The sequence below is a fragment of the Sandaracinaceae bacterium genome, from assembly GCA_016706685.1.
Taxonomy (GTDB): domain Bacteria; phylum Myxococcota_A; class Polyangia; order Polyangiales; family Houyiibacteriaceae; genus JADJJE01.
Genome location: JADJJE010000028.1, coordinates 51,262 through 74,339 on the forward strand (window position 1 = coordinate 51,262; position 23,078 = coordinate 74,339).

Here is a 23,078-nt window from a genome sequence, read left to right on the forward strand (position 1 = left end):
CGGAATCGGGGACTAGCGTCGAGGGGGACATGCGTCGATCCTACCCCACGCCCGGCGTTCCGTGCCGCATCCTACGCCTCGGAGAACCTCCTCGTGAGCGACAAGCCCCGCAAGTCCGTTTCGTTGAAGCACCTCGCGCTGCTCGTGCTGGTGGCGCTGGTCGCCTATCTCGCGTTCTACCCCGTGCCCGCGGACCCGGTCGCCTGGTCGGCGCCGCCTGCGCCGGGCTTCGAAGGCCCGTTCGCGCCCAGCGTGGACCTCTCGCGGCAGGACCGTCTCGTGCCCGAGCTGACCGGCGCCGAGGCCCTCACCTTCGACGCGCAGGGGCGGTTGGTCACGGGCCTGCTCGATGGCCGCATCATCCGGCTGGAGGAGGGCGGACAGGTGACCACCATCGTGAACACCGAGGGCCGCCCGCTCGGTATGGTCTACGCACCCGATGGCACGCTGTACGTGGCCGATGCGCTCCGTGGGTTGCTCTCGGTCTCGCCCACCAACGAGATCCGGGTGCTGGTCCGCAGCCACGAAGGCCGCAACATGGCGTTCGTGGACGACGTGGACCGCCTGCCGGACGGGCGTCTGGTGTTCACGGATGCGTCGGACCGGTTCGGTCTCGACGAGTGGAAGCTCGACCTCATCGAGCATCGCCCGCGCGGGCGCGTCTTCGTGTACGACCCGGCCACGCAGACCAACACGCTGCTCACCAGCGGGCTGTTCTTTGCGAACGGTGTGGCGGCGTCGGCCGACGGTTCGTTCGCGTTGGTGTGCGAGACGGGCGCGTACCGCGTGCAGCGCATCGAGCTCACGGGGCCGCGCGCCGGCGAGCACGCTCCGGTCATCGAGAACCTGCCCGGTTTCTGCGACAACATTCGGCGGAGCGAAGACGGCCAGAGCTTCTTCGTGGCGCTGCCTTCCCCACGGGACGCCGTGCTGGACGCCACGGCCTCGCTGCCGAGCCTGCGCCGTGTGATCCTGCGGCTCCCCGAGGCGGTGCAGCCCGCACCGAAGGAGTACACCTCGTTCATTCGCATCGACGGAACCGGGCGAGTGCTGCAGGTGGGCCACGCCACGCACGATGGCTCCTACGGCCCTGCTACCACGGCCATCGACCACGGCGGGGCGCTCTACTTCGGCAGCCTCTCGGCAAGCGGCGTGGGCCGCGTTCGCGCCCAGTGAGTCCGACGCAGACGCGTCCTAGGCGTGGTGGTGCTGACCCCGGGCGCGGCCACGCCGCGCCGCCAGCAGGGCCCGCAGGATGGTCTTGCGCGTGTCCGCCGGGTCGATGACCGCGTCGATCTCCAAGAAGCTCGCGGACTCGGTGGCCTTGCCCTGCGCGTACATCTTGCGAAGCAGCTCTTGGAACAGCGCCTCGCGCTCGCGCGGGTCCGCCACGGCTTCGAGCTCCTTGCGGTAGCCCAGCTGCACGGCGCCTTCGAGCCCCATGGCGCCGAACTCCCCGGTGGGCCACGCCGCCGTGTACACCGGCTTGCCCAGGCTCCCGCCGGCCAGCGCCATGGCGCCGAGGCCATAGGCCTTGCGCAGGATGATGTTCACGATGGGCACCTTCACGCCCGCGCCTGCCACCATGAGTTGGGACATGCGGCGCACCGCACCCAGTCGCTCGCTGTCGATGCCCACCATGAAGCCGGGGGTGTCGGTGAGCACCACCAACGGCAGCCCGAAGGCGTCGCACAGCTGCACGAAGCGCGTGGTCTTCTCGGAGGCCACCACGTCCACGGCGCCCGCGAGGTGCTGGCAGTCGCTCGTCACCAACCCCATGGGGATGCCCTCGAGGCGCATGAAGCCCGTGATCACGTTGCGGCCATAGGGGCGGCGCAGCTCCATGAAGCTGCCCTCGTCGGCCAGCGTCTCGATGACCCGCCGCACGTTGTACCCAAAGCGCCTGTCGTCCGGCAGGGCGTCGCGCAGCGCGCTCTGGTCGTGCGCCGTCCAGGTGGCCACGCGCCCCTGGAAGTAGCTCAGCACCTTCTTCGCGGCGGCGGTGGCGGCGGCCTCGTCGGCGGCCACGATGTCGATGACGCCGTTGGCCTCCTGCACCTCGGTGGGGCCAATCTCCGTGGGGGCGTGCTTCCCGAGGCCGCCGTACTCGATCATCGCCGGGCCAGCCATGCCGATGTACGACGTCTTGGTGGCGATGGTGATGTCGGCGCAACCGAAGAGCGCGGCGTTACCGGCAAAGCAGAAGCCGTTGTTCACGGCGATACGCGGCACCTGCCCGCTGAGGCGCCCCCAGCTCAGGAACGAGCCGACGTCGAGGCCCGAGACGCCGGTGGCGATGTCGGTGTCGCCCGGCCGCCCGCCGCCGCCCTCCGTGTACATGACCACGGGCAGCCCCAGCTGCTCGGCCAGCTCGCACATGCGGTCCAGCTTCTTGTGGTGGTAGAAGCCCTGCGTCCCGGCCAGCACCGAGAAGTCGCCGATGATGACCACGGTCTGCGCGGCTTCCTCGCCCACGAGCGAAGCGTTGACCGACCCGATGCCCGTGATGAGTCCGTCGGCCGCCGTCTCGAGCTGCAGGTCTTCGTAGGACCGCCGGCTGCGCTGCGCCGCGACAGCCAGCTGTCCGTATTCCAGGAAGGACCCGTCATCCACGAGGTCGTGCAGGTTCTCGCGGGCGGTGCGGAAGCCCTTCTCGTGCCGCTTGCGCGCCGCCTCGCTGCGCGCCTCGTCTTCGGTGCGGGCCAGGCGCTCGTACAGCGCGCTCAGCTCGGGGCGCGTCTTCTGGGTCATGGGGCTGTCTCCTCGAGCATCGCTCGGGAGCTACTCTGCCTCCTCGCGCGGAGCAACACCCGCCAGATCGCGCGCGAGCTGCTTCTTGGCCGCCATGTCGGTGCCCCGCAGGATGTGGATGCGCTGCGCCTGCGGGCTGCCTGCGCCGTGCATGGACTCGGTCAGGTAGCCCACCGCGTTGCGGCCCAGGGTCATGTTCTCGATCAGCCGCATGATGCGCATGCGCTCCTCGGTGGGGATGTCGCCGCGCCCGCGCAGGTACTTCTCGATGAGCGGGCCCACCTCTTCGCTGCGGAAGTCGGCCTCGGACGGCATGGTCACCATCAGGCCGCCGGCCAGGTCCTGCGCCAGCCGCGCGATCTCGTAGGGGAAGCGCGTGACGTTGTGCTTGCACACGTTCGACAGCGTGGCGTCGTTCATGAAGATGCCGCTCGGGAGCTGCTTCGCCTGGTGCGACGACGCGATGCCGCACGAGTAGATGGTCTCGTTCAGGTGGATCATCTCCACCAGCTTGTCCTTGATGTGCGACACGTTCTCGACGCCGTTGCACTCCGCGACCGCGGCCGCGGCGCCGATCAGCACGTCGCCGAGGCCGGTCTTGCACACGTAGCTGGCGCGGTGATAGGCGGTGAAGCGCGCCACCATCTCCTGCGCGTACTCGTACTCACCGTCCATGAACACGTGCTCGTTGGGGACGAACACGTTGTCGAAGTGCACCAGCACCTCTTGGCCGCCGAACTCGGCGTTGCCCACGTCGATGCTGCCCCCCTCCATGGCGCGGCTGTCGCACGACTGCCGGCCGTACACGTAGGTGATGCCGTCCACGTCACCCGGGACCGCCGCCACCACCGCGTAGTCGCGGTCGGCCGCCGTCATGTTCATGGTGGGCATCACGCAGATCCAGTGCTGGTTCCAGCCGCCGGTCATGTGGGCCTTCGCACCGGTGATGTACACACCCTCGGGCGTGCGCTTGGTCACGTGCAGGAACATGTCCGGGTCGAGCTGCTCGTGCGGTCGCTTGCTGCGGTCGCCCTTCGGGTCGGTCATGCCGGCGGCCACCAGCAAGTTCTTGCGCTGCAGCTGCTCGAGCCACACCAGGAAGCGCTGGTGGTACGCGCTGCCCTTGGCCGCGTCGATCTCGAACGTGATCGAGTGCAGCACCGAGATGGTGTCGAGCCCCGTGCAGCGCTGGAAGCACGTGCCCGTGAGCTGCCCCATGCGCCGCTGCATCTTGTTCTTGGCCACCAGGTCGTCCGGCGACTCCACGATGTGCAGGAAGCGGTTGACCTTCTTGCCCACGATGGGCGAGTGCGCCGTGGCCAGCTCGGGCTCCGCCTCGGCGAGGTCATAGCTCGCGCGCAGCGCGTTGATGGAAGGCCGGATGATGGGGTGGTCCACCGGCTCGTCCACCAGCTTGCCGAACAGGTAGAGCTTGGTGCCGCGCCCGCGCAGGCTCTCGATGTACTCCGCGCCGTTGGTGATGGTGGGCATGCGCGCCCAGCGCGCCTCGGCCGTCTCGGGCTCACGCCAGCTGGTGGGGTTCCCTTGGTCCATGTGCGTCTACCTCTTCCGCGCCGTGCGGCTCACAGTTGTGCAATCGCGCCGCTCGCGAGCAGCGCGTCGAGCTGGTTCTGATCGAAGCCGCACTCTCGCAGAACCGCGAGGGTGTCGGTGCCGGGCATGCGCGCCGGCGTGGGTGTGCCCGACGCGGTGCGGCTGAAGCGCGGCGTGGGCCGGGGTTGCACCGCGCCCTCCACGGTCACGAAGCTCTCACGCGCCACGTTGTGCGGGTGCTGCGGCGCCTCTGCGATCGACAGCACGGGCGCGAAGCACACGTCGGTGCCCTCCATGAGCGCGCACCACTCGTCGCGTGTCTTGCCGCGCATCACCTCGGCGAGGCGCGCCTTCTGGTCGGGCCAGCGGCGTGTGTCCAGCTGCTTGCCGAACACGGCCGGGTCGAGCTCGGCCTTCTCCATGAGCAGCTGGTAGAACTTGGTTTCGATGCTGCCGATGGCCACGTGCTTGCCGTCCGACGTCTCGTAGGTGTCGTAGAAGTGCGCGCCCGTGTCGAGCATGTGCGTGCCGCGCTGGTCCGTGAACATCCCCTGCGCGCGCAGGCCGTAGAACATGGCCATGAGGGCCGCCGAGCCCTCCACCATGGACGTGTCCACCACCTGGCCCTGGCCGCTGCGCTGCGCCTCGAGCAGGCCGCACACCATGCCGAACGCCAGCATCATGCCGCCGCCGCCGAAGTCGCCCACCAGGTTCAAGGGCGGCATGGGCTGCTCGTCGCGGCGCCCCATGGCGTGCAGCGCGCCCGAGAGCGCGATGTAGTTGATGTCGTGGCCGGCCACCTGCGCGAGCGGCCCGTCTTGCCCCCAGCCAGTCATGCGGCCGTAGACCAGGCGCGGGTTGCGCGCGAGGCAGTCGTCGGGGCCCACGCCCAGGCGCTCCGTGACGCCGGGCCGGAAGCCCTCGATGAGCCCGTCGGCGTGCTCGCACAGCTGCAGCAACGCAGCCGCGCCCGCCTCCGTCTTGAGGTCCAGCGCGATGCTGCGGCGGTTTCGGAACAGCACGTTGTGCCCCACGTAGGCCGACGGGTTGCCGCCGGGGCGGTCGATGCGGATGACCTCCGCGCCCATGTCGGCCAGCATCATGCCGCAGAAGGGGCCCGGGCCGATGCCCGCCAGCTCGAGGATGCGGAGGCCGCTCAGTGGTCCAGACATGGTGTCCTTTGCTGTGTCCTAGGGTACATGCCTGGGGAGGCTACCACGCTTGTCACCATCTGGTGAATTGGAGATGGGCTGGCGAGATGTCGTTTGACGCTACACGCGCGATCCGGCACCAATCGCGAGTCTTTTGGGAGTCATGCGCTTCGACACGCCCCTTACGCCACGCCTCCTGCCAGGCGCGCTCGTGCTCGTGCTGGCCCTCGGTGGCTGCGCGCCGGTGAGCCTGCGCATCGCGCGCACGGACACCATCCACTTGACCACCGACAGCGCGGGCCCCGACGCCTACCGCATGCTGCGCGCCATGGAGACGGACCGGCGTGCCCTCGTCGAGACGTTCTTCCCGTGCGCGGAGCGTCAGCAGGAGGGGCCCATCGATGTGGTCGCGCTGGTCGAACCCCGCTCGTTTCAGCGCTTCGTCCCGGACGACTTTTCGGGTGTCGGGGGCGTGCACATGGCTCATGCCCAGCGGGTGGTGCCCCGCCCGCCCACGCTCGCCTTGCGGTGGCAATACAGCCCCGCCGCCACGCGCTCGGTCTTTCGCCACGAGCTCACGCATCGTCTGATTGCGCGCTGCATGCCGCAAGCACCGGCATGGTTGCACGAGGGGCTCGCCGAGCTGCTCTCCACGGCCGAGGTCGCCGACCAGGAGCTTCGCCTCGGCGTCCCGCCCTACTTCTTCGACGACCTCGGCGGGAGAGTGGGCCGCGTTGGGGACGTTCTCACGCGCTATGTGCCCCGCGGCAGGCTGTTGAGTCTGGACGCGCTGCGCGCACTGCTTCCCGATGGAATCTGGGTGGCGGACGACCCCGACCAGACCGCGGCGCACTACGCGAGCGCCTGGGCGCTGGTCTCCGTGCTCGTGACCGGACCCCAGGAGCTTCGGCGTGGCTTCGTGGACTACCGGCAGGCTTTGAGCGTGGGCGTCGAGGAGCCGGTGGCGTGGGAGCGGCACCTCGCCGAGCTGCCCGTGGCCGCGCACTACACGCGCTTCATCGAGGCCGACGTACGGCGCTACACCACGTACCCCCTCCCGGGCGCCGGGGCGTCACTTTCCGCAACGGAGCGCGCGTTGACGGCGCGTGAGGCAGACCTCTTCTGGGCCAGTCACGTGCCCTGGGACACGCAAGCGGGACGCCGCGATGCGCTCGCAGCGCTCGATGCGCTCGAGCGTCGTGAGCCGGGGAGCTGGGCTCATCCGGAGGTGGCCGTGCTGCGAGGCGGCATCCATGCGGAAGGCGGCGATGCCCAGGCCGCCGCCGACGCGCTCGGCGAAGTCCACGACCCTGACGCCGTGGCGTTTGCGCGGCTCGCGCTGCGCATGATGGACGAGTACACCAGCCCGCCATTGCCAGGGCAGTCGATCGAGCGCCTGCGTGCACGCCCCGCGACGGAACTGCGCGTCGACGAGCTGACCACGCTCACTCAGCGCGCGAGCACCGCGTTCGAGCATGAGGTGCTCGCGCGCGCCTGGCTGAGCCTGCTTCAGTTCCAGCGAGCCCTCGGTGAGGCGCACCTGGCCATCGCGGAGGACGCCACGTGCGCGCAGTGTTGGGTGACCCTCGGCCTAGCCGAGCTCCAATCCGGCAACGTGCAGCGTGGTGTGCAGTCGCTCGACCGCGGCGTCGCGCTGATGGGGCTCTCGCACAGCGGCCGTGGCTCTTGGGTGAGGCGCGCGGGGCTCTACGCCTATGGGGCCGCCGGCCGTCGAATGTGCGAGACCGTGCCTCCCGCGAGCATGCCGGCATCGTCCCCGGGTGACACCCCAGAAGCGGACTCCCCGGCCGAGCCATCCTCCCCGTCTTCGCTCACGCCAGATGCCCTCCGAGACGTCATTCGGGGCCACCTCGACGCGGTGCGTGCTTGCTACGAGGATGAACGCGCGCTGCTGCCCCTCGTGGAGGGCACGGTCCGGGTGCGGTTCATCATCGGCCCTGACGGCTCGGTCATTGGCGCGCAGCTCGCGGACTCGGAGCTGGCCGGCACACTCGGGTGCTGTGTGCTTCGTGAGGTCTACACCTGGCAGTTTCCGGAGACCGGGGGTGGACTGGTGTCCGTCACCTATCCGTTCACCCTCGCCTATCGGTAGCGCTGCTGCTGCTACCCGGTCCCGGTGTATGCTGGGGGGCAGCCGCAACGTCGAACCTCACATGACACCTCTCCGCTCGGCGCTCAGCGCGCTCCTCATCCTCAGCCTAGCCGTGACGGCCCCCGGGTGCCTCGCGGGCCTGAGTTCCCAGCAGCGCGAGCAGTGTCGCCAGCTGCGCGGCCGGGCTGCAGGGCGCGCCGTCGGTGGTGTACTGGCTTCCGTGGTGGTCCTCGGCGTGCTCGTCATCGCGGCGGCGGCCACGGGCGGCTCGCCCAATTTCGGCAACATCGGGCGGCCCGCCCGCAGGCGCGCCAACCGCGAGGCGCGCCTGACCGCGTGCCGTCAGCCCGATCCCAACAGCCCGAGCGACCCGGGCTTCGTGGTGGACCTGCAGCCCGCGGTGCCGGTGCTGGGTGCGGACTCGCCGGCCGACGTGCCCCTCTTGCCGGAGCCCAGCGGTCCTCCCTCGGTGGCCGAGCTCGACGAGGCCATCGTGCAGCAATACAGCGACCTCCTGGCGTGCGGCCTGCAACCCGAGCGGCTGCTCTACCTGGACGCGCGCATCAAGGGCCACGACGGCTCGGTCACGGGCGTGGTGCTGGGCGGCGAGGGCTCTTTCGGCATGAGCGTGAGCTGCGTTTCGAACGCGCTCTCGGACATGCGCTTCCGCCCGTTCGACGGAGTGGTGGACGTGCGCTGGGCCGTGCAGCTGGACGCCGCCGCGCCGTAGTGCTCAGGCGCGCCGTGGCCGGGGGGGTATCTGACGTTGTCGGGCGTGGCCCCCCCCCCGGGCGGGGGGGGCGGGCGCGGCGCGGCCGGCGGGCGGGCCCGCCCCGGGGGGGGGGGGGCGGGGCGGCGCCCCGGCCCCCCCCCCCCGCCGCGGCGCCGGCCGCCCCCCCCCCCGTCGCCCCCGCCGAGGCACCGCCCCCCCCCCCCCCCCCCCCCCCCGCCGGGCCCCCCCCCGCCCCCGGGCGGGCCCCCCGGCCGGCCCCCGGGGGGGGCCCCCCCCCCCCCCCGGGGGGCCCCGGCCCCCCCCCCCCCCGGGGCGCCCCCCCCCGGGCGCCCCCCGGCCGCCCCCCCCCCCCCCCCGGCGGGGCCCGCCCCCCCGGGGGGGGGGGGGGCCCGGCGGGGCGCCCGGGGGGGGCGGCGCCCCCCCCCCCCCCCCGGGGGCCCCCCCCCCCCCGGGCCCCCCCCCCCCCCGCCGGCCCCCCCCCCCCCGCCCCCCCACGCCCACGACAACGACAACGTCCGGTGTGGTCAGACGCACACGCGCGCATCCACCTTCGAGGTGAACGCGAGGAACGCCTCCAACACCGCCTCGGCGGCCTCCACTTGCGGGTAGTGGCCCACCGGCAGGCGCACCGTGTCGATGCCCGGGCGCAGCTGCTCCATGCGCTCCACCAGGTGCTCGCCGCTCACCGGGTCGTGCACGCCGTTGATCATGCGCAGCGGCACACGGGTCTTTAGCAGCGCGCCCACCCAGCGCTCTCGCTGCGCGCGCCGCTCGGCCATGTAGGCGATCAGCTCGGCCAGCGCGCGCTTGCCCCCGCTCGCGCTCCATGAGCGCGTAGAACTGTGACAGCTCGGCGTCCGTGGGCTGCGTGTCGGGGCCGAATACGCTGGCGAGCGAAGCCTTGAAGCGCCTCGGCCCGGACAGCCGTGAGACCAGCGGGCCAAGGCGCGACGCCAGCAGCTTCTGGATGGGGCGCGCCCGGTGCATCTCGGGCAGGAGCCCGCCGTTCAGCAGCGTGATGGACAGGAAGCGCGGCGTGCGCTTCTCGGCGTGCCGCGCCAGCAGCTCTTGGCCCACGCTCACCCCGTAGTCGTGGCACAAGAGGTGCGCCTCCGCGATGCCCAGCTCGGCCAGCAGCGAGAGGTGCAGCTCGGCCTGCTCCACCACCGTGTACGCGTGCCCGGCGGGCTTGTCGGTGAAGCCGAAGCCCAGCATGTCGGGCGCCACCACGTCGAAGCGCGCCACCAGCGCGGGCCACAGCTTGTGGAAGTCCCAGCCGGCCGTGGGGTAGCCGTGGATGCAGACCAGCGAAGGGCCGCTGCCCTCGCGCCGGTAGAACACGCGGTGCCCGCGGAACGTGGTGTACGTGCCGCCGCGCTCCCACGCCTCGATGGTGCTCACGTCAGTAGTCGTCATGCGGCATGCTGCTCCCGCCCGAGCGCAGGTACTCGAACGGCGTGACGTGGAGCAAGTTGGACGCGCGCGACGTGTACACATCGGCGCTCTGCTCGATCTGCCGCGCCAGCAGGCTGCGCGTGGTGCCCGTCTTCAGCAGCGGCCCCCAGTGGGGGTTGACCAGCTCGCCGGCGGCGCGCGCCAGCGGGGCGATGCGCTGGTCCAAGGTCACCAGCTGCTCGCGCAGGGCCTGCACCTCGGCGCGAATGTCGCCGCTGCTGGCCTCGGGTTGCGGGCCATAGCCCTTGGTCTTGCGCTGCAGCTGGAGGCGCATGGACGAGTAGCGGAACTCGAGGGCCGACTTCTCGCTCATGAGCGTCACCAGCTCACGGTCGCTCTCGGCGAAGGCGCCCAGCGCGCCGAGCTCGTCCTCCAGCTCGCGCAGCACCAGCATGGTGCGCCAGCGCTGCAGGGTCTTGCTCACCTCCACGTCGCTGAAGATGTGGTCCCCCACGTACAGGATCTCGGCGCCCGACAGCCCCAGGTGCGCCTCGATGCGCGACGCGTTGCCGCCCAGGTAGGCACCCCCCGCCTTGAGCGCGCCCGTCACGGGCTTCAGCAGGCCATCGTCGCTCACGATCTCGAAGATGTCGTTGCGCTGCTCGAAGAACGCGGGCTTGCGCGCGGACACCACCACCAGGTCGAACAGGTCGCGCCAGGTGCCGTCCTCCACATACGGGTCGAACACGTAGCGCATGATGGCCGACGTGTAGGACCACTCGGAGTTGGTGATGACCAGCAGCTTCTTGCCCGCCGCGCGCAGGTCCATGAGCGCCAGCGGCAGGTCCGGGTCCACGTCGATGTAGCGCTCCGGCGCGGCGATGATCTCGGCCTTGAGCGTGCCCTCCATGTGCGTGGCGTCCAGCTCGCGGCGCACCAGGCGGTGCAGGTCGGCGTAGCCCATGGGGCGCGGCAGCTTGCCGGCGTCCAGCAGGTCCACCAGCTGCATGAACAGGCACGCCTCGGAGAGCGCGAAGAGCGTGTGCAGGAAGTACCAGCGCCCGTGCGAGGCCAGGTCCACCAGCACGCGCGAGTAGGTGTCGCGTTGCTGCGCGAACTCGAGGCGCTTGGTCCCGTGCGCGGCGCGCGTCACGTAGCCGAAGCGGTTGGCCTTCACCACGTTGCCCAGCTCGAGGTCGATGACCAGGCCCAGCTGCGCCAGCTGCAGGTCGAACTCGAGGTCCGCCACCGGCCAGCCCATGTCCAGCAGGCGCTGCCGCACGTGCCGATAGGCTGCGCGCTCCCACGCCTCGTGCCGGTAGTGCACCAGCGTGTAGTCCATGTCGAAGCCGATGGCCTCGATGCTGCGCAGGTTCAGCGTGCGGTTGACGAAGATGCGACGCGTCGAGGGCGTCTTCGGCAGTTCCATGCCGCTGTCTAACACGTTCACAGAGGAAGCTGCGCCCCTGGCCGCGGTAGGTGGGCACCTCGTCCACCACTTGGCCGCGCTCCAGCAGCACCAGGTGGTTGAAGTGCTCGCACAGCTCCCCCGCCTTGGCGTGCCGGAAGAACACCATGTCGCCGAGGCCAACGGACGTGCCCGGGGCCACCACCAGCGGCGTCTGCACCTCGCCCGCGCCCTCGCTGGGCAGCAGGCTCAGCCCCTCCGGGTAGATGGGCTGGGGTAACTTCTCGGGGCCCGCCGACCCGGACGCGATGTACCCGCCCCCGTGGCACGTGACGAAGCCGTGGGCCGGGCGGCGCACCACCGGCAGCACGAAGCCCGCCGCCGGCGCATGGTGGAAGTGCGCGAAGCCGTCGAACAGGGTGGGGCTGTAGAGCCCCGAGCCGGCCGTCACCTCGCTCACGCTGTGGTCGCGCGCGGTGGCCTCGAGGCTGCCCGTGCCGCCGCCGTTCACGAAGCGCAGCCGGTGCCCGGCCTGGTGCAGCGCGGCCACCGTGTCGGAGCGCCGCCGGCGGAGATCCATGATGGAGGCGCGCTTGAGCACACGAATGGCCGTGTTCATGGCGCGCTGCCCGGGGAGCGCGTCCTGCAGGCCCGCCACCTGCGCCTCGTAGCCCATCACTCCGTCGAGCCGCAGCGAGCCGTGGTCCGCGATCTGGCTGGCTAGGTCCAGCGCCGCGTTGGGCGAGTGCAGCGGCGAGCGGCGCACCCCGAAGTGGAGGCCCGGCAGGCGGAGCGACATGTCGAGGTCGAGCGCCACCGACAGCGTGTGGCCGTAGTCTTCGGCCAGGCGCCCCAGCAAGCGAACGTGGGCCGCGTCGTCCACCATGAGCGTGATGTCGGCGCCCGCGTCGCACGCTTCCAGGCACGCGCGGATGTCGGCGCGCTCGAGCGTGGGGTAGGCCACCAAGAGGTGCGTGGGCTGGGCCAGCTCGCGCGAGAGCCAGGCTGCTTCTCCGGCGCTGTAACACATGAGCCCGGCGTATCCCTCGCGCGTGAGCAGGCGGTCCATGAGCGTGACGCAGCGGATGGACTTGCTGGCCGGGCGGATGGGCAGCGCGCGCCCCGTGCCCGCGCGCACCCGGCGCACCAGGTCGGCCGCGTTCTTGTCGAAGAGCGCGAGGTCCACATAGGCCAGGGGGAGCCGCAGGTTGCGCAGGGCTGCGGCATAAGCCGGGAAGGGCGACATCGCGGCAGGGTACCCCACTTGCGGCGTGCCTCGCGCGGTCCACAATCGGCCCATGCAGGACGCTGACGACGCACGCGACGACGACTCGGAGGGCCTGCCGCAGGCCGCTGGCGGAGGTGAGGTCTCGAAGGACGCCCGCGACGCCGCGCGCTGGGAGGCCTGCGAAGAGGGCATCGAGACGCTGCGCGAGGGCGACGCTGCGGGCGCCATCAAGGTGCTCGAGGCCGTGGCCGCCGCCGACCCGGGCAACCCCTACGCGTTCCACTTCCTGGGCGCCGCGCACTACGAGCGCGAGGCCTGGGACAAGGCGTTGGCGGGGTACCTGCAGGCGCTGCAGTTGGCGCCGCAGTACCTGGGAGCCCGCGTGGGCGCCGGCCAGACCCTGCGCATGATGGGCCACGCCGACCGCGCCATCCGCATGGGCAAGCAGGCGCTCGCGCTGCGTCGCGACGACCCGGACGCCCTCTTCCTGTTGGGCCTCTGCTACTACCAGCTGGGCGAGCGAAAGCCGGCCTACGGCTTCTTGCAGCGCTTCCTGGCCACCGGCCCCGAGGTGGAGGTGCGCCTCGAGGTGGAGGGCCTGCTCAACATCATCCGCGGCGAGGTCTTCCCGGGCGACGACGACGGCGAGGAGCGCGACCAGGACGACTGACAGCCTCGCGTCTGCGCCGCATCACAGCTCCGGGATGCGTGTGGGGGTGGAGATGGACAGGGACGTGACTGGGACCAGCGAACCGAGCTGCCGCGCCGTGTTGTCGCCCCAGCAAAACACCTCGGCCGATTCCGTGAGCGCGCAGGTGAACCAGCCCCCGCAGCTGATGTCGACCACGTCGCTCAGTCCGGTGACCTCGAGAGCGTTGGCGCGCGGGGTCTCGACGGTGCCACGCCCGAGCTGACCACGCGTGCCGTCGCCCCAGCAGCGCACGGTGCCATCACTGCGGAGCGCGCAGCTGTGGACGATGGCGGAGCACAGGGCCACCTCGCTCCCGTCCGTGCCGGCCACGGCAGCGGGGAGCATGCGGTCTAGCGCTCCTGCGTCCCCGTTCTGGCGGGCCTGTCCCGAGCCCCAGCACACCACGCCGGTCGAGCGGCGCGCACAGAGGTGATAGTCGCCGGCGGCCAGCTCCAGCAGCCCCGCGCCGTTGACCACCTCGAGGGGGACGCCGGTGTTGGCGGGGGCCGGGCTGCCCACACCCAGCACGCCGCTCGCGCCCGTGCCGGCGCAGTACGTCCCTGTGGCGGTCCGGAAGCAGCTGAATTCACGCCCGGCCGCGGCCTCGATGACGGGCAGGTCCGGGACCAGCGCCGGCGTGCAGATGGTGCCCTCGCAGCGGGTCGCGTCGAAGTTCCGCCCGAGTGCCCCGCTGAAGTCGCTCCCCCAGCACGAAGCTCCCGGCACGAGGGCACCCGACAGCACGTCGTCCCACAGGCCCCAGGCGCACGCGTGGAACATGCCCGCGCTCACCCCCAGCACCTCGCCACCTTCCAGCGCGTCGAACACCCAGCGCGGCAGCGGCTCACGGTAGACGCTCTCGCCCGACCCGTTCTGGCCCTGGTCGTTGCCGCCCCAGCAGTCCACGCCGCGGGGGGTCAGCGCGCAGGTGTATTGCCCGCCCGAGTCCAGGGTGATGGCGTCGGTGAGCCCCAGCACCAGTGAGGGCACGGGCTTGTCGGCCGTGGCGAAGTCGCCGCCCTGTCCGCGACGCGTTCCGCCCCAGCACGCCACGCGACCCGTGGAGAGCACGGCACATGCGTGCAAGCGCCCGGCCTCCACGTCGACCACGCGGTCGCACACGCCCTCGACGCACGCGGCGAACAGCCCGCAGGAGTTGTCGCAGGCGCCACAGTGCTGCGCGTCGCGGGCCGTGTCGGTCTCACAGCCGTCCGAGAGCTCCGTATTGCAGTCCTGGTAGCTGCCGCCGCAGCCGGCGATGGTGCACGCGGCCTCGCACGCCATGGTGGTGCGAGCGGGGGACCCGAACGCGGTGGTGCACGCGATGGCCGAGAGCGTCGGGTCGTCCACCGTGCCGTTGCAGTTGTCGTCCGCGCCGTTGCAGACCTCGGCGGCCGTGGGGTTCACGGTCTGGTCGCCGTCGGCGCAGTCGAGCGTGTTCTCCACCTGGCCCGACGCGGGCAAGCACCCGCGCGTCGGGTCCACGTCGAGGGCGCCGAAGCCGTCGCCATCCGTGTCTGGCCAGAAGAGCCGCTGCACGCCTTCGTCGACGTCTCCGTCGCAGTCGTCATCGGCGTCGTTGCACACCTCGGTTCCGGTGGGGCCCACGGCCGCGTCGGCTTCATTGCAGTCCGGCCCGCATACGTCGCCATCGCAGCACGCCGCGCTGACGGCGCCGTCTTCATCTGCGTCGGTGGTCCCGAGCGTGGACGGATCGCAGTCCTGGTCCACCGCGTCGCACGCCTCGAGGTTGCCGGGGAAGCGGCCTGCGTCGTCGTCGTCGCAGTCGGCCCCGCCACACAGCACCGAGTCCACACCGTCGCCATCACCGTCGGGCGTCTCGCAGGGAGGGCGGCACATGAGGTCCGCCTCCACACAGCGGAGCTGCCCGCCGCACGGCGCGATGCCCGGAGCGCACAACCCCTCCACACACAGCTCGACGCCGTTGCAGAACAGCCCGTCGTCGCACGGCGTGGGGCAGGACGCGCCGGCGTCCACGTTCACGGTGGCGCTCTCGCACCCGATGGAGGGCGAGCACAGCAGCGCGACGAGCGCGCACGAAATCCTAACCGGATGCAGATGACGCATCGTTCCTCCGACGTGACGGGTGACCCCCCATTTCTGGGTGCGTGCAGTGTGCCTCGCTCGGCGTGGGACCACCACGGGGAAACACGCGCCCACTCCCTCGACATCGAGGGTGCCGGACTGAATCCCGATTCAGTTCTGCTACAGTGCCTGCCCATGACGGACCCGAGCGACAGCCCGAAGCCTTCCCCCGATGTCACCAGCGCAGCCGCCCAGAAGGCCGCGTGGGAGGCCCGCCAAGTGGCGCCGGCCTTCGCCAAGGTGCCGCCGCGCAAAGCGCGCTTCACCACGCTGAGCGACGTGCCGGTGCCCACCCTGGCCACGCCGGCCGACGTGAGCGGCGACTACGAGCGCGACCTGGGGTACCCCGGCGAGTTCCCGTTCACGCGCGGCGTGCAGCCCACCATGTACCAGGGGCGCCTCTGGACCATGCGCATGTTCGCGGGCTTCGGGACACCCGAGCAGACCAACGAGCGCTTCAAGTATCTCTTGGCGCAGGGCCAGACGGGCCTCTCCACGGCCTTCGATTTCCCCACGCTCATGGGCTACGACAGCGACTCGCCGCTCTCGCTCGGCGAGGTGGGCATGGTGGGCGTGGCGGTCGACACGCTGCGCGACATGGAGATCCTGTTCGACGGCATCCCGCTCGATCAGGTCACCACGTCCATGACCATCAACGGGCCCGCCGCCGTGCTGCTGGGGTTCTACGTGGCGCTGGCCGACATCCGGGGCATCTCGCGCAAGGCCATCGGTGGCACGGTGCAGAACGACTGCCTCAAGGAGTTCATCGCGCAGCACGCGTGGATCGTGCCGCCGCGTCCGGCCATGCGCATCGTCACGGACTCCATCCAGTTCTGCGCCGCCGAGGTGCCGCGCTGGAACTCGGTGAGCATCAGCGGCTACCACATCCGCGAGGCCGGCTCGACCGCCGCGCAGGAGCTGGCCTTCACGCTGGCCGACGGCCTCGAGTACGTGAAGTGGGCGGTGGCCCGTGGCCTCGACGTGGACGACTTCGCGCCGCGGCTCAGCTTCTTCTTCGACGTCCACAACGACTTCTTCGAGGAGATCGCCAAGTTCCGCGCGGCGCGCCGCATGTGGGCCCGCATGATGAAGGAGCGCTTCGCGCCCAAGGACCCGCGCTCCATGATGCTGCGCACCCACGCGCAGACGGCCGGCGTGTCGCTCACCGCCCAGCAGCCCTACAACAACGTGGCGCGCGTGGCGCTGCAGGCCATGGCCGCCGTGCTGGGCGGCACGCAGTCGCTGCACACCAACTCGCTCGACGAGGTCTACGCGCTGCCCACCGAGGAGGCCGTGACGGTGGCCCTGCGCACGCAGCAGATCGTGGCCGAGGAGAGCGGCGCCGCGAACACCATCGACCCGCTCGGCGGCAGCTACTTCGTGGAGTGGATGACCGACGAGATCGAGCGCCAGGCCATGGCCTACATCCACAAGATCGACGAGATGGGCGGCATGGTGGAGGCCGTGGAGCGCGGCTACCCACAGCGCGAGATCGCGGCCAGCGCTTACCGCTACCAGCAGCAGCTGGAGCGCGGCGAGAAGATCGTGGTGGGCGTGAACGGCTACCAGCAGGCGGTGGACCCCAAGATCCCCATGCTGCGCGTGGACGAGAGCATGCAGCTCACGAAGGTGGCTGGGCTGACCAAGCTCAAGGCCGAGCGCGACCAGGACAAGGTGCGCGTGGCGCTCCAGGACATCCGCGAGACCTGCCGCACAGACGCGAACTTGATGCCGCCCATCATCGCGGCGGCCAAGGCCTACTGCACCGAGCAGGAGATCTGCGACGTCTTCCGCGACGTGTTCGGGCGCCACCAAGACCGCCCCGAATTCTGAGCATGCCGCGGGCGCACCACCACCCCGCGCTCGGGGCCGTGCTGGCTGCCCTCGTGGTCGTGTCCAGCGCTGCTCTCGCGGGCTGTGGGCAGCCGTCCCCCGCGGCGCCGTTCGTTCCGCCTGCCGATTGCGTGTTCCAGCCTGTGGAAGACAGCGCCGAGGTCACGCGCGTGGTGGTGGCTTGGGCCGAGCGGGCGCGGTTGGGAACGCTCACACGCTGGGGCCTCGAGGTGGGCTCGGCCGAGGCCGTCCTCACGGTGGAGGCGAGCGCGTGGGCCGGTGTCGTGCGCCTCACTCCTCCGCCGAGCTGCGATGGCGCGCCCACGGTGTCCTCGGCTAGCACGCGCGGGGATGAACTCAGCGCCCAGGCGTTGGCGCCGCTCGCGCGCCACCTCCCGCTACCGCGACGAGCGCTCGTGGAGGCGCCGCCCGACGAGCCCGCGCGGCGGGCTCCGTTCGTCTATCTGAGCCTCGCGATCCTCGTCGTGGGGGGGCTCGGGGAGCGGCGCACGCGTGTGTGGAGGCGAGCGGCGCTGGCCGTGGTGCTCCTGGGCGTTCTGGCCCTTGCGCTGCTGGCGTTGTGGCCGCTCTTCACGCTTCCGTTCGACTGCGACACGCCCGTGCTGCGCGCGGCCTATGCCCGCGAGCACATCTTCGACGACTGGAACCATCCGTTCCTGCCCTACCTGCTGAACCACCTCCCCACGCGACTCTCACTCGAGCCTTGGGCGGTGCGCGTGGTGCCGTTCGGCTTCGTGCTGATGCACCTCGCCGCGGTGGTGCTCTTGGCCGCGCGCTGGGGCGGCACCACGGCGGGGGCGCTCGCCGGGGTGTGGCTGGCGGCCGAGCTTCCGCGCCGCCCGTCCATCGACCAGCTCGTGGATTGGGACCTCGCGGGGGTCTTCCTGCTTGCGCTCGCCGCGTGGCTCACGTGGCGTGAACGTCAGGGCGCTCTGGGCGCTGGGCCCGTCGCGCGCCGGTCCACGGCGTGGCTGGTGGCGCTGACGCTGGGCGGGTTCTTCTCGTCGTACATGATGATCGTGCCGCTCGGTGTCCTGGTGGTGCTGTTGGTCAGCCCGCACACGGCGCGGCTGGAAAAGCAGGTCGCTGCCGTGGGCTTTGCGCTCCTGGCGCTAAGGGCCGTTCTGGTGTTCGTGGCGGGAGATGGACTCTCCCCCGTGGTGGACGACGTCCACGTGCTCCTCGCCGAGATGGCCAACGAGCTGCCCTCGGCGCGTCAGCCGCTCATGTTGCTGCCCATGGCCATCGGCGTCGCGTGGCTGCTGCGCGGGAGCCTCCGCCGCCCACCGCCGTCTTCCGCAGGGACGGACGCGTCGCGCTTTCTCCTGGGCATGCTGCCGGCGGTCCCCGTGGCCACGCTGGTGGCCTGGCAGTGGTCGCACGTCAACCACGGCTACTACATCTGCCTCATCACGCCGCCGTGGCTCGTGGCCGCTGCGGTGGGCGTCACGCGCGCCTGCGCCTGGCTCGCGGAGCGCGCCAGCCCGTGGGTGGAGCCGCGCGTCGGCGCGCGGACCGGGAGGGTGCTGCGCGCGGCGGGCGTGCTGACGGCCATCGCGGGCTTGTGGTGGCTCACGGTCTCGCTGCCGTATCTGCGCGGAGACATCCACCTTGGGCCCACGGGGATCGAGTCGGCGGCGGCGTTCGATGAAGCGTTCGTGCGCGACCCCCTGCCCATCGTGACCGACTCCTTCCACCTCCCGATGTACGTTGCCTACGAGCGTGCGCGGCGAGGCAGCCCCGTGCGCGGAGCCATCTTGGGTCCGGGCCCCGACGACGTGGTGAGGGCCACGCACTGGCTCGACGCGCGCTGCGCTCCCACCACCAATCCGGTCCGCGACCGCCACGAGCCGTGGTCCTGGGACCAGCTGGGCGAGCGGTTCTACTTCGTCACCGAGGCCGGTCGCTCGGATGGGACGCGCTGCCCACCCGACCCCGAGACCCGCTGCACGCGGCTCGCGCCCGAGCGTCGCTGGCTCAACTACTTCGTCTGCGAGACAGCGCCGCCCCCGCTCTGAGGGCCGCTCAGTCGAAGAGCCACTCCACCAGCTTGCCTCCGATGTACACGTCGAACACCAGGTTGGGGAAGATGCCGACGACGGTGGCTGCCATCATGGGCACGTAGCGCACGCGCGACACGCCCAGCAGCATGGTGACGAACGGCGCCGTGAACGTGAGCAGGCGCAGCACGAGCACGGTGCGGAACGGCTTCTCCACCAGCACCTTCTCGTACTTGTGCAGGCGCGCGGGGCGCGCGCGCGCGGGCGAAGTCGGCGGCGAGGTAGCGGTAGAAGTAGAAGCCCGTGGTCTGGGCCGAGAGCGCACCCAGCATGGCGAAGCCCACGGCTACCGGGGGTGGCCACAGCAAGCTGGCCGCGATGACGAAGATGTGGCCCGAGGGGCCGAGCGGCTGAATCAGGGCGAAGACGAAGATGAACGCGAGCGGCCCGAGCGGGCCGAGACCGCGGATGGCGTCTCGCACGCTCTCGGCGCTCAAGTCGTCGCGCGCGCCGGAGGTGAAGAACCAGATGACCAGGCTCACGACCGAGATCGCGACGATGGCGCGCACCCAGCGGTCGAAGCGTGGTCCCTCGGCCGCGGCGGCTGGCGAGCCGTCGTCGGGGTCTTGGTTCATCCGGGTGGGGATACCATGCCGCGGTGGGCTCGTGCGGTGCGGGCTGCTAGGGTGCCCGCCATGACTACGAACACGGTTGGCTTGACGATGATGTTCTTGGTGTTGTCGGCGTGCGGCGGTGGCACGACCGAGCCCGCCACGGGTGAGGGGACGGAGACCACGGAGGGGACGGAGACCACCGAGACCACGGAGGCCACGCCGGACGAGGCCTCGGCCGACGAGCCACGCGGCCTCCCCGGGGGCTGGGCCGCCGGTGACGTGAACGATCAGGGTGTACGCGACGCTGCCGCGTTCGCCGTGCAGGAGCAGTCGCGCGTGAGCGGCGACACCATCCAGCTCGTGAGCATCGTGTCGGTGACGCAGCAGGTAGTGTCCGGGATGAACTACAGCCTGGTCCTCCACATCACGCGCAACGGCACGGCCGAGCAAGCCACGGCCGGGGTCTACTCGCAGCCCTGGACGTCCACCACGCAGCTCACCGGCTGGACCTCCGCGGCGCGCTGACTCTCGAGAGCTCCACCGGGGGGCGCCTGCCGCGACGCGTGCGTGATACGCTGCGGCATCCCCCCGTCAGGAGAGCTCTCATGAAGATGCGTCTGTTGGTTCTGTCCGCTCTGGTACTCGGAATCGGTTTCGCGCCGTCGCCCGGAGACGCACAAGGGGGTCGCCGTCAGCGTGAGCGCCAAGATGACGCGAACGACGCGGTGGTGGAAGCCATGACGGGCTGGACGCGCCTCGGGGAGCGCATCGTCCGCCACGGCGTGGACCACGACACCATCATGGTGACCGGGGCACAGGGGCGCTTCCGCTCCATCGCGCTGCGCGTCGAGCACAGCTCGCTCGAGCTGTACAACATCGTCGTCACGTTCGGCGATGGCTCCACGTTCTCGCCCACCACCCGGTTGGTGTTCGCCGAGAACACGAATTCGCGCACCATCGACCTGCCCGGCGACCTGCGCGTCATCCGCCGCGTGGACTTCTACTACTCGAACATGCCCGCGGGCGGTCGTGCGCAGATGGAGCTCTGGGCCCGCTGAGCTCGGACCCGCCGCTCGGTTACTCGAAGGCGCGCGTGAGCACGGCCAGCGCGTCTTCGTAGCGCACCTCGCGGGGGTTCATGATCAGCGTGCCGTCGTCGATGGCCAGCTGGGCAATCTCCGTGAGCTGGGCGCGCGCGACCTTGCCGGTCTCGCTCAGGGTGCGGGGCAGGCCCGCCTTCTGGTGCAGCGCGTCGCGCATGCCACGCAGGTGCTGGATGGCGGCCGCGGCGCGCTCACTCGCGGGTGTCTTCGCGAAGACCTCGGCGCCTGCCAGCGGGAGCAGCAGCTCCCCGATGGCGTCGCGCCGCGTGTCGAGGTTGTACTCCAGCACGTAGGGCAGGAAGACGCTCATGCACACGCCGTGGGGCACGTGGCAGAGGGCGCCCACGCTGTGCCCGAGCGAGTGCACCAGGCCCACCATGCTGTTGGAGAAAGCCACGCCCGCCATGGTGGCGCCGAGGGCCACCTCTAGCCGGCGCGTGGGGTTCTTCATGTCGTCCAGCAGCGGCACCAAGTGCTCGCTGATCTTGCGGATGGCCGCGGTGGCGTACGCGTCGCTCAGCGGGTTCTTGGCCAGGCAGAGGTAGGCCTCGACGGCGTGCGTCATGGCGTCCATGCCCGTGGCGGCCGTGAAGAACGGCGGCAGCCCCAGCGTGAGGCGCGGGTCCAGCACGGCCGCGTCGGGCATGAGGAAGGGCGACATGAAGGGCAGCTTGGCGCCGGTCTTCGAGTCGCGGATGACGGCCACGCTGGTGGCTTCGGAGCCCGTGCCGCTGGTGGTGGGCAGCACGAACAGGGGCCGCAGCCGGCGCTTCACCACGCCCGTGCCCGAGTAGGCGTGCAGGTCGTCGCCGCCCTCGGACACCAGCACGTTCACGGCCTTGGCGGTGTCGATGACGGAGCCCCCGCCCAGCGCGATGAGCGAGTCACAGCCGCGGCTGCGGTACACGCGCGCGATGTCGGTCACCACGTCGGTCGACGAGTCGGGCGGCACGTCGTCATACACCGGTGGGTACTCGACGGCGGCGTTGAGCATCGCGCCCAGCACCACGTCCACCAGGCCCGCGGCGCGCACGCCCTTGTCGGTGATGATGAGCGGCTTGGTGGCGCCGATGGAGGCCAGCTCGTAGGGCACGTGCTCGAGCGCGGCGGAGCCGGCCACGATCTTCACGGGGCAAAAGAACTCGAAGAACGATTCGCTCATGATGCTCGACCTCGGGCCGCGTTCCGGGCGGCGACGGCGTAATAACGGGCGGCGAGCGGCAGGCGCTCGGCGAGAGGGATGTGCGGCACTTCTTTCAGCGCGCGCGTGGCGATGGGGCCCGGCAGCGTGACGGCCTCCATGCGGTCGAGGCAGCGCGTGATGCGCATGGCGAGCGCGGTGTCGCCGTGCACCACCAGCCGGCCGCGCGCGAAGGCGAGGGCGGTGCTCTCCTGGAACGACACCACCAGCAACGCCACGCTCACGTGCTTGAACACGATGTCCAGCGTGGGCGGGGGCGCTGTCTTCGGGTCCAGCTGCACGAAGCGACCGTCCCGGCGCGTGAGCCGAATCTTCGCATCGGTGCCGAAGACCGTCATGCCGAACACCAGGCCCGCCGGCAGGGAGTCGATCTCGCGCTTCACCACCGGGTCCACCTCGCTGCCGGCTTCCAGCAAGCCGCCCAGGATGGGCAGCATGGTGCGCACGAAGGTGAGCTGTGCGCCGTAGCGAGGAGGAGCCACCGTGGCGGCAGGCAGTGAGGTCTCGGTCATTGGAGTCGGCATGATACGGGCTCCTCCGGAGGGAGCCAGTGCATATTTTCCGTTTGGAAACCACAGCGCTCAGGACCTCGGATCGCGCTCCGCCTTAGCGGTACGCAGCGCGTTCTGCAGCAGCCGCAGGCCGAGGCTCCTTTCCGTGGTGATGGACTCCGGGTGGAACTGCACCGCGTGCCACGGGCGCGTGGCGTGCGACGCGGCCATGACCACGCAGCCCTCGCGCAGGACCCCGCGCGACGTCAGCGGCTCGAGTGGGCCGAGCGCCGTGATGCGCAGCGTGTCGGGGAAGCTGCCGTCCAACGTGGCGGCGTGCAGGCTGTGGTAGCGCCCCGCGCGGAACACCGGCGGGAAGCCGTCGAAGAGGGGGCCCTTCAGGTCCGAGATGAGCGACGAGCTGCCGTGCCGTGGCGTGGGCAGCTGGTCCAGGTGACCGCCCTCGTACTCCACCAGCGCCTGTAGCCCGAGGCACACCCCGAAGACGGCGCTCCCCGACAGCGCAGCCGCGTCCAAGACGTCACGGCACCCGAAGTCGTCGGGGCGACCGGGCCCCGGGGACAGCACCAGCAGGTCCGGCGCCATACGTTCGATGCGCGCGGGGTCGAAGCCCGAGCGCAGCGTCTCGACTTCGGCGCCAGCCTGCCGCAGGTAGTCGGCCAGC

General features: G+C 71.0%; 17 protein-coding genes and 2 pseudogenes. 8 read left to right on the forward strand and 11 right to left on the reverse strand.

The annotated features are described in order from the left end of the window. The first annotated feature begins 93 nt into the window (after nucleotides 1-93). Nucleotides 94-1,176, forward strand: a complete 1,083-nt coding sequence (locus IPI43_26550) for an SMP-30/gluconolactonase/LRE family protein (protein ID MBK7777639.1) — start codon at nucleotides 94-96, stop codon at nucleotides 1,174-1,176. A gap of 18 nt (nucleotides 1,177-1,194) precedes the next feature. Here the strand turns inward: IPI43_26550 and IPI43_26555 are convergent, their stop codons facing one another. Genes IPI43_26555 through IPI43_26565 form a run of 3 tightly spaced genes read right to left on the reverse strand, consistent with a single transcriptional unit; the run spans nucleotide 1,195 to nucleotide 5,477 of the window. Then, nucleotides 1,195-2,751 (reverse strand): biotin carboxylase, encoded by a 1,557-nt coding sequence (locus IPI43_26555; protein MBK7777640.1) that lies wholly within the window; start codon nucleotides 2,749-2,751, stop codon nucleotides 1,195-1,197. 30 nt (nucleotides 2,752-2,781) lie between these two features. Continuing rightward, entirely contained in the window at nucleotides 2,782-4,305 is a 1,524-nt protein-coding gene (locus IPI43_26560; protein MBK7777641.1) for a 4-hydroxybutyryl-CoA dehydratase, read from the reverse strand. 29 nt (nucleotides 4,306-4,334) lie between these two features. Then, nucleotides 4,335-5,477 (reverse strand): CoA transferase, encoded by a 1,143-nt coding sequence (locus IPI43_26565; GenBank protein MBK7777642.1) that lies wholly within the window; start codon nucleotides 5,475-5,477, stop codon nucleotides 4,335-4,337. 142 nt (nucleotides 5,478-5,619) lie between these two features. Here IPI43_26565 and IPI43_26570 point away from each other — a divergent pair, with 142 nt between their 5' ends. Together IPI43_26570 and IPI43_26575 are read left to right on the forward strand one after the other, a co-directional pair. Next, nucleotides 5,620-7,569 carry an AgmX/PglI C-terminal domain-containing protein gene (locus IPI43_26570; GenBank protein MBK7777643.1) on the forward strand — a complete coding sequence of 650 codons (1,950 nt, stop codon included), beginning with the start codon at nucleotides 5,620-5,622 and terminating at the stop codon, nucleotides 7,567-7,569. Nucleotides 7,570-7,630: 61 nt separating this feature from the next. Continuing rightward, a complete protein-coding gene (locus IPI43_26575; protein ID MBK7777644.1) occupies nucleotides 7,631-8,299 on the forward strand; it encodes a hypothetical protein in 669 nt (222 codons plus the stop codon). 527 nt (nucleotides 8,300-8,826) lie between these two features. Here IPI43_26575 and IPI43_26580 read toward each other — a convergent pair. From IPI43_26580 to IPI43_26590, 3 genes and pseudogenes are all read right to left on the reverse strand, one after another. After that, nucleotides 8,827-9,718: pseudogene (locus IPI43_26580) on the reverse strand (alpha/beta hydrolase). Further along, nucleotides 9,705-11,126, reverse strand: coding sequence for an HAD-IG family 5'-nucleotidase (locus IPI43_26585; protein MBK7777645.1), 1,422 nt, complete (start codon nucleotides 11,124-11,126; stop codon nucleotides 9,705-9,707). The pseudogene IPI43_26580 and the gene IPI43_26585 overlap by 14 nt, the downstream one beginning before the upstream one ends. A 25-nt stretch (nucleotides 11,127-11,151) precedes the next feature. Then, nucleotides 11,152-12,351, reverse strand: a pseudogene (locus IPI43_26590) (amino acid deaminase/aldolase). Between the two features lie 52 nt (nucleotides 12,352-12,403). Between IPI43_26590 and IPI43_26595 the strand changes: the two are divergent. Continuing rightward, nucleotides 12,404-13,003, forward strand: coding sequence for a tetratricopeptide repeat protein (locus IPI43_26595; protein ID MBK7777646.1), 600 nt, complete (start codon nucleotides 12,404-12,406; stop codon nucleotides 13,001-13,003). Nucleotides 13,004-13,024: 21 nt separating this feature from the next. On the opposite strand, the gene IPI43_26600 is transcribed toward IPI43_26595, so the two are convergent. After that, the gene (locus tag IPI43_26600; GenBank protein MBK7777647.1) at nucleotides 13,025-15,112 is read right to left on the reverse strand and encodes a hypothetical protein; all 2,088 of its coding nucleotides are present in this window, start codon (nucleotides 15,110-15,112) and stop codon (nucleotides 13,025-13,027) included. 153 nt (nucleotides 15,113-15,265) lie between these two features. On the opposite strand from IPI43_26600, the gene IPI43_26605 reads away from it, so the two are divergent. After that, nucleotides 15,266-16,963 (forward strand): methylmalonyl-CoA mutase family protein, encoded by a 1,698-nt coding sequence (locus IPI43_26605; protein ID MBK7777648.1) that lies wholly within the window; start codon nucleotides 15,266-15,268, stop codon nucleotides 16,961-16,963. Nucleotides 16,964-16,965: 2 nt separating this feature from the next. Further along, entirely contained in the window at nucleotides 16,966-19,002 is a 2,037-nt protein-coding gene (locus IPI43_26610) for a hypothetical protein (protein MBK7777649.1), read from the forward strand. A 7-nt stretch (nucleotides 19,003-19,009) separates the two neighbouring features. On the opposite strand, the gene IPI43_26615 is transcribed toward IPI43_26610, so the two are convergent. After that, a complete protein-coding gene (locus IPI43_26615; protein MBK7777650.1) occupies nucleotides 19,010-19,201 on the reverse strand; it encodes a hypothetical protein in 192 nt (63 codons plus the stop codon). A gap of 478 nt (nucleotides 19,202-19,679) precedes the next feature. On the opposite strand from IPI43_26615, the gene IPI43_26620 reads away from it, so the two are divergent. Further along, the gene (locus IPI43_26620) at nucleotides 19,680-20,123 is read left to right on the forward strand and encodes a hypothetical protein (protein MBK7777651.1); all 444 of its coding nucleotides are present in this window, start codon (nucleotides 19,680-19,682) and stop codon (nucleotides 20,121-20,123) included. Nucleotides 20,124-20,203: 80 nt separating this feature from the next. Further along, nucleotides 20,204-20,656, forward strand: coding sequence for a hypothetical protein (locus tag IPI43_26625; GenBank protein ID MBK7777652.1), 453 nt, complete (start codon nucleotides 20,204-20,206; stop codon nucleotides 20,654-20,656). 19 nt (nucleotides 20,657-20,675) lie between these two features. Here the strand turns inward: IPI43_26625 and IPI43_26630 are convergent, their stop codons facing one another. From IPI43_26630 to IPI43_26640, 3 genes are all read right to left on the reverse strand, one after another. Continuing rightward, nucleotides 20,676-21,863: an iron-containing alcohol dehydrogenase gene (locus IPI43_26630; protein MBK7777653.1), complete on the reverse strand. Its 1,188-nt coding sequence runs from the start codon at nucleotides 21,861-21,863 to the stop codon at nucleotides 20,676-20,678. Then, nucleotides 21,860-22,414: a hypothetical protein gene (locus IPI43_26635; protein MBK7777654.1), complete on the reverse strand. Its 555-nt coding sequence runs from the start codon at nucleotides 22,412-22,414 to the stop codon at nucleotides 21,860-21,862. Before IPI43_26635 ends, IPI43_26630 begins: the two co-directional genes overlap by 4 nt. A gap of 69 nt (nucleotides 22,415-22,483) precedes the next feature. Then, nucleotides 22,484-23,078, reverse strand: a 595-nt coding sequence (locus tag IPI43_26640) for an anthranilate synthase component I (GenBank protein ID MBK7777655.1), incomplete at its 5' end; no start/stop codon positions are given.

Coding starts and splice junctions, on each gene's coding strand:
- IPI43_26555 (MBK7777640.1), bottom strand. CDS start 2,751: ATGACCCAGAAGACGCGCCCCGAGCTGAGCGCGCTGTACGAGCGCCTG.
- IPI43_26560 (MBK7777641.1), bottom strand. CDS start 4,305: ATGGACCAAGGGAACCCCACCAGCTGGCGTGAGCCCGAGACGGCCGAG.
- IPI43_26565 (MBK7777642.1), bottom strand. CDS start 5,477: ATGTCTGGACCACTGAGCGGCCTCCGCATCCTCGAGCTGGCGGGCATC.
- IPI43_26570 (MBK7777643.1), top strand. CDS start 5,620: ATGCGCTTCGACACGCCCCTTACGCCACGCCTCCTGCCAGGCGCGCTC.
- IPI43_26575 (MBK7777644.1), top strand. CDS start 7,631: ATGACACCTCTCCGCTCGGCGCTCAGCGCGCTCCTCATCCTCAGCCTA.
- IPI43_26585 (MBK7777645.1), bottom strand. CDS start 11,126: ATGGAACTGCCGAAGACGCCCTCGACGCGTCGCATCTTCGTCAACCGC.
- IPI43_26595 (MBK7777646.1), top strand. CDS start 12,404: ATGCAGGACGCTGACGACGCACGCGACGACGACTCGGAGGGCCTGCCG.
- IPI43_26600 (MBK7777647.1), bottom strand. CDS start 15,112: ATGCGTCATCTGCATCCGGTTAGGATTTCGTGCGCGCTCGTCGCGCTG.
- IPI43_26605 (MBK7777648.1), top strand. CDS start 15,266: ATGACGGACCCGAGCGACAGCCCGAAGCCTTCCCCCGATGTCACCAGC.
- IPI43_26610 (MBK7777649.1), top strand. CDS start 16,966: ATGCCGCGGGCGCACCACCACCCCGCGCTCGGGGCCGTGCTGGCTGCC.
- IPI43_26620 (MBK7777651.1), top strand. CDS start 19,680: ATGACTACGAACACGGTTGGCTTGACGATGATGTTCTTGGTGTTGTCG.
- IPI43_26625 (MBK7777652.1), top strand. CDS start 20,204: ATGAAGATGCGTCTGTTGGTTCTGTCCGCTCTGGTACTCGGAATCGGT.
- IPI43_26630 (MBK7777653.1), bottom strand. CDS start 21,863: ATGAGCGAATCGTTCTTCGAGTTCTTTTGCCCCGTGAAGATCGTGGCC.
- IPI43_26635 (MBK7777654.1), bottom strand. CDS start 22,414: ATGACCGAGACCTCACTGCCTGCCGCCACGGTGGCTCCTCCTCGCTAC.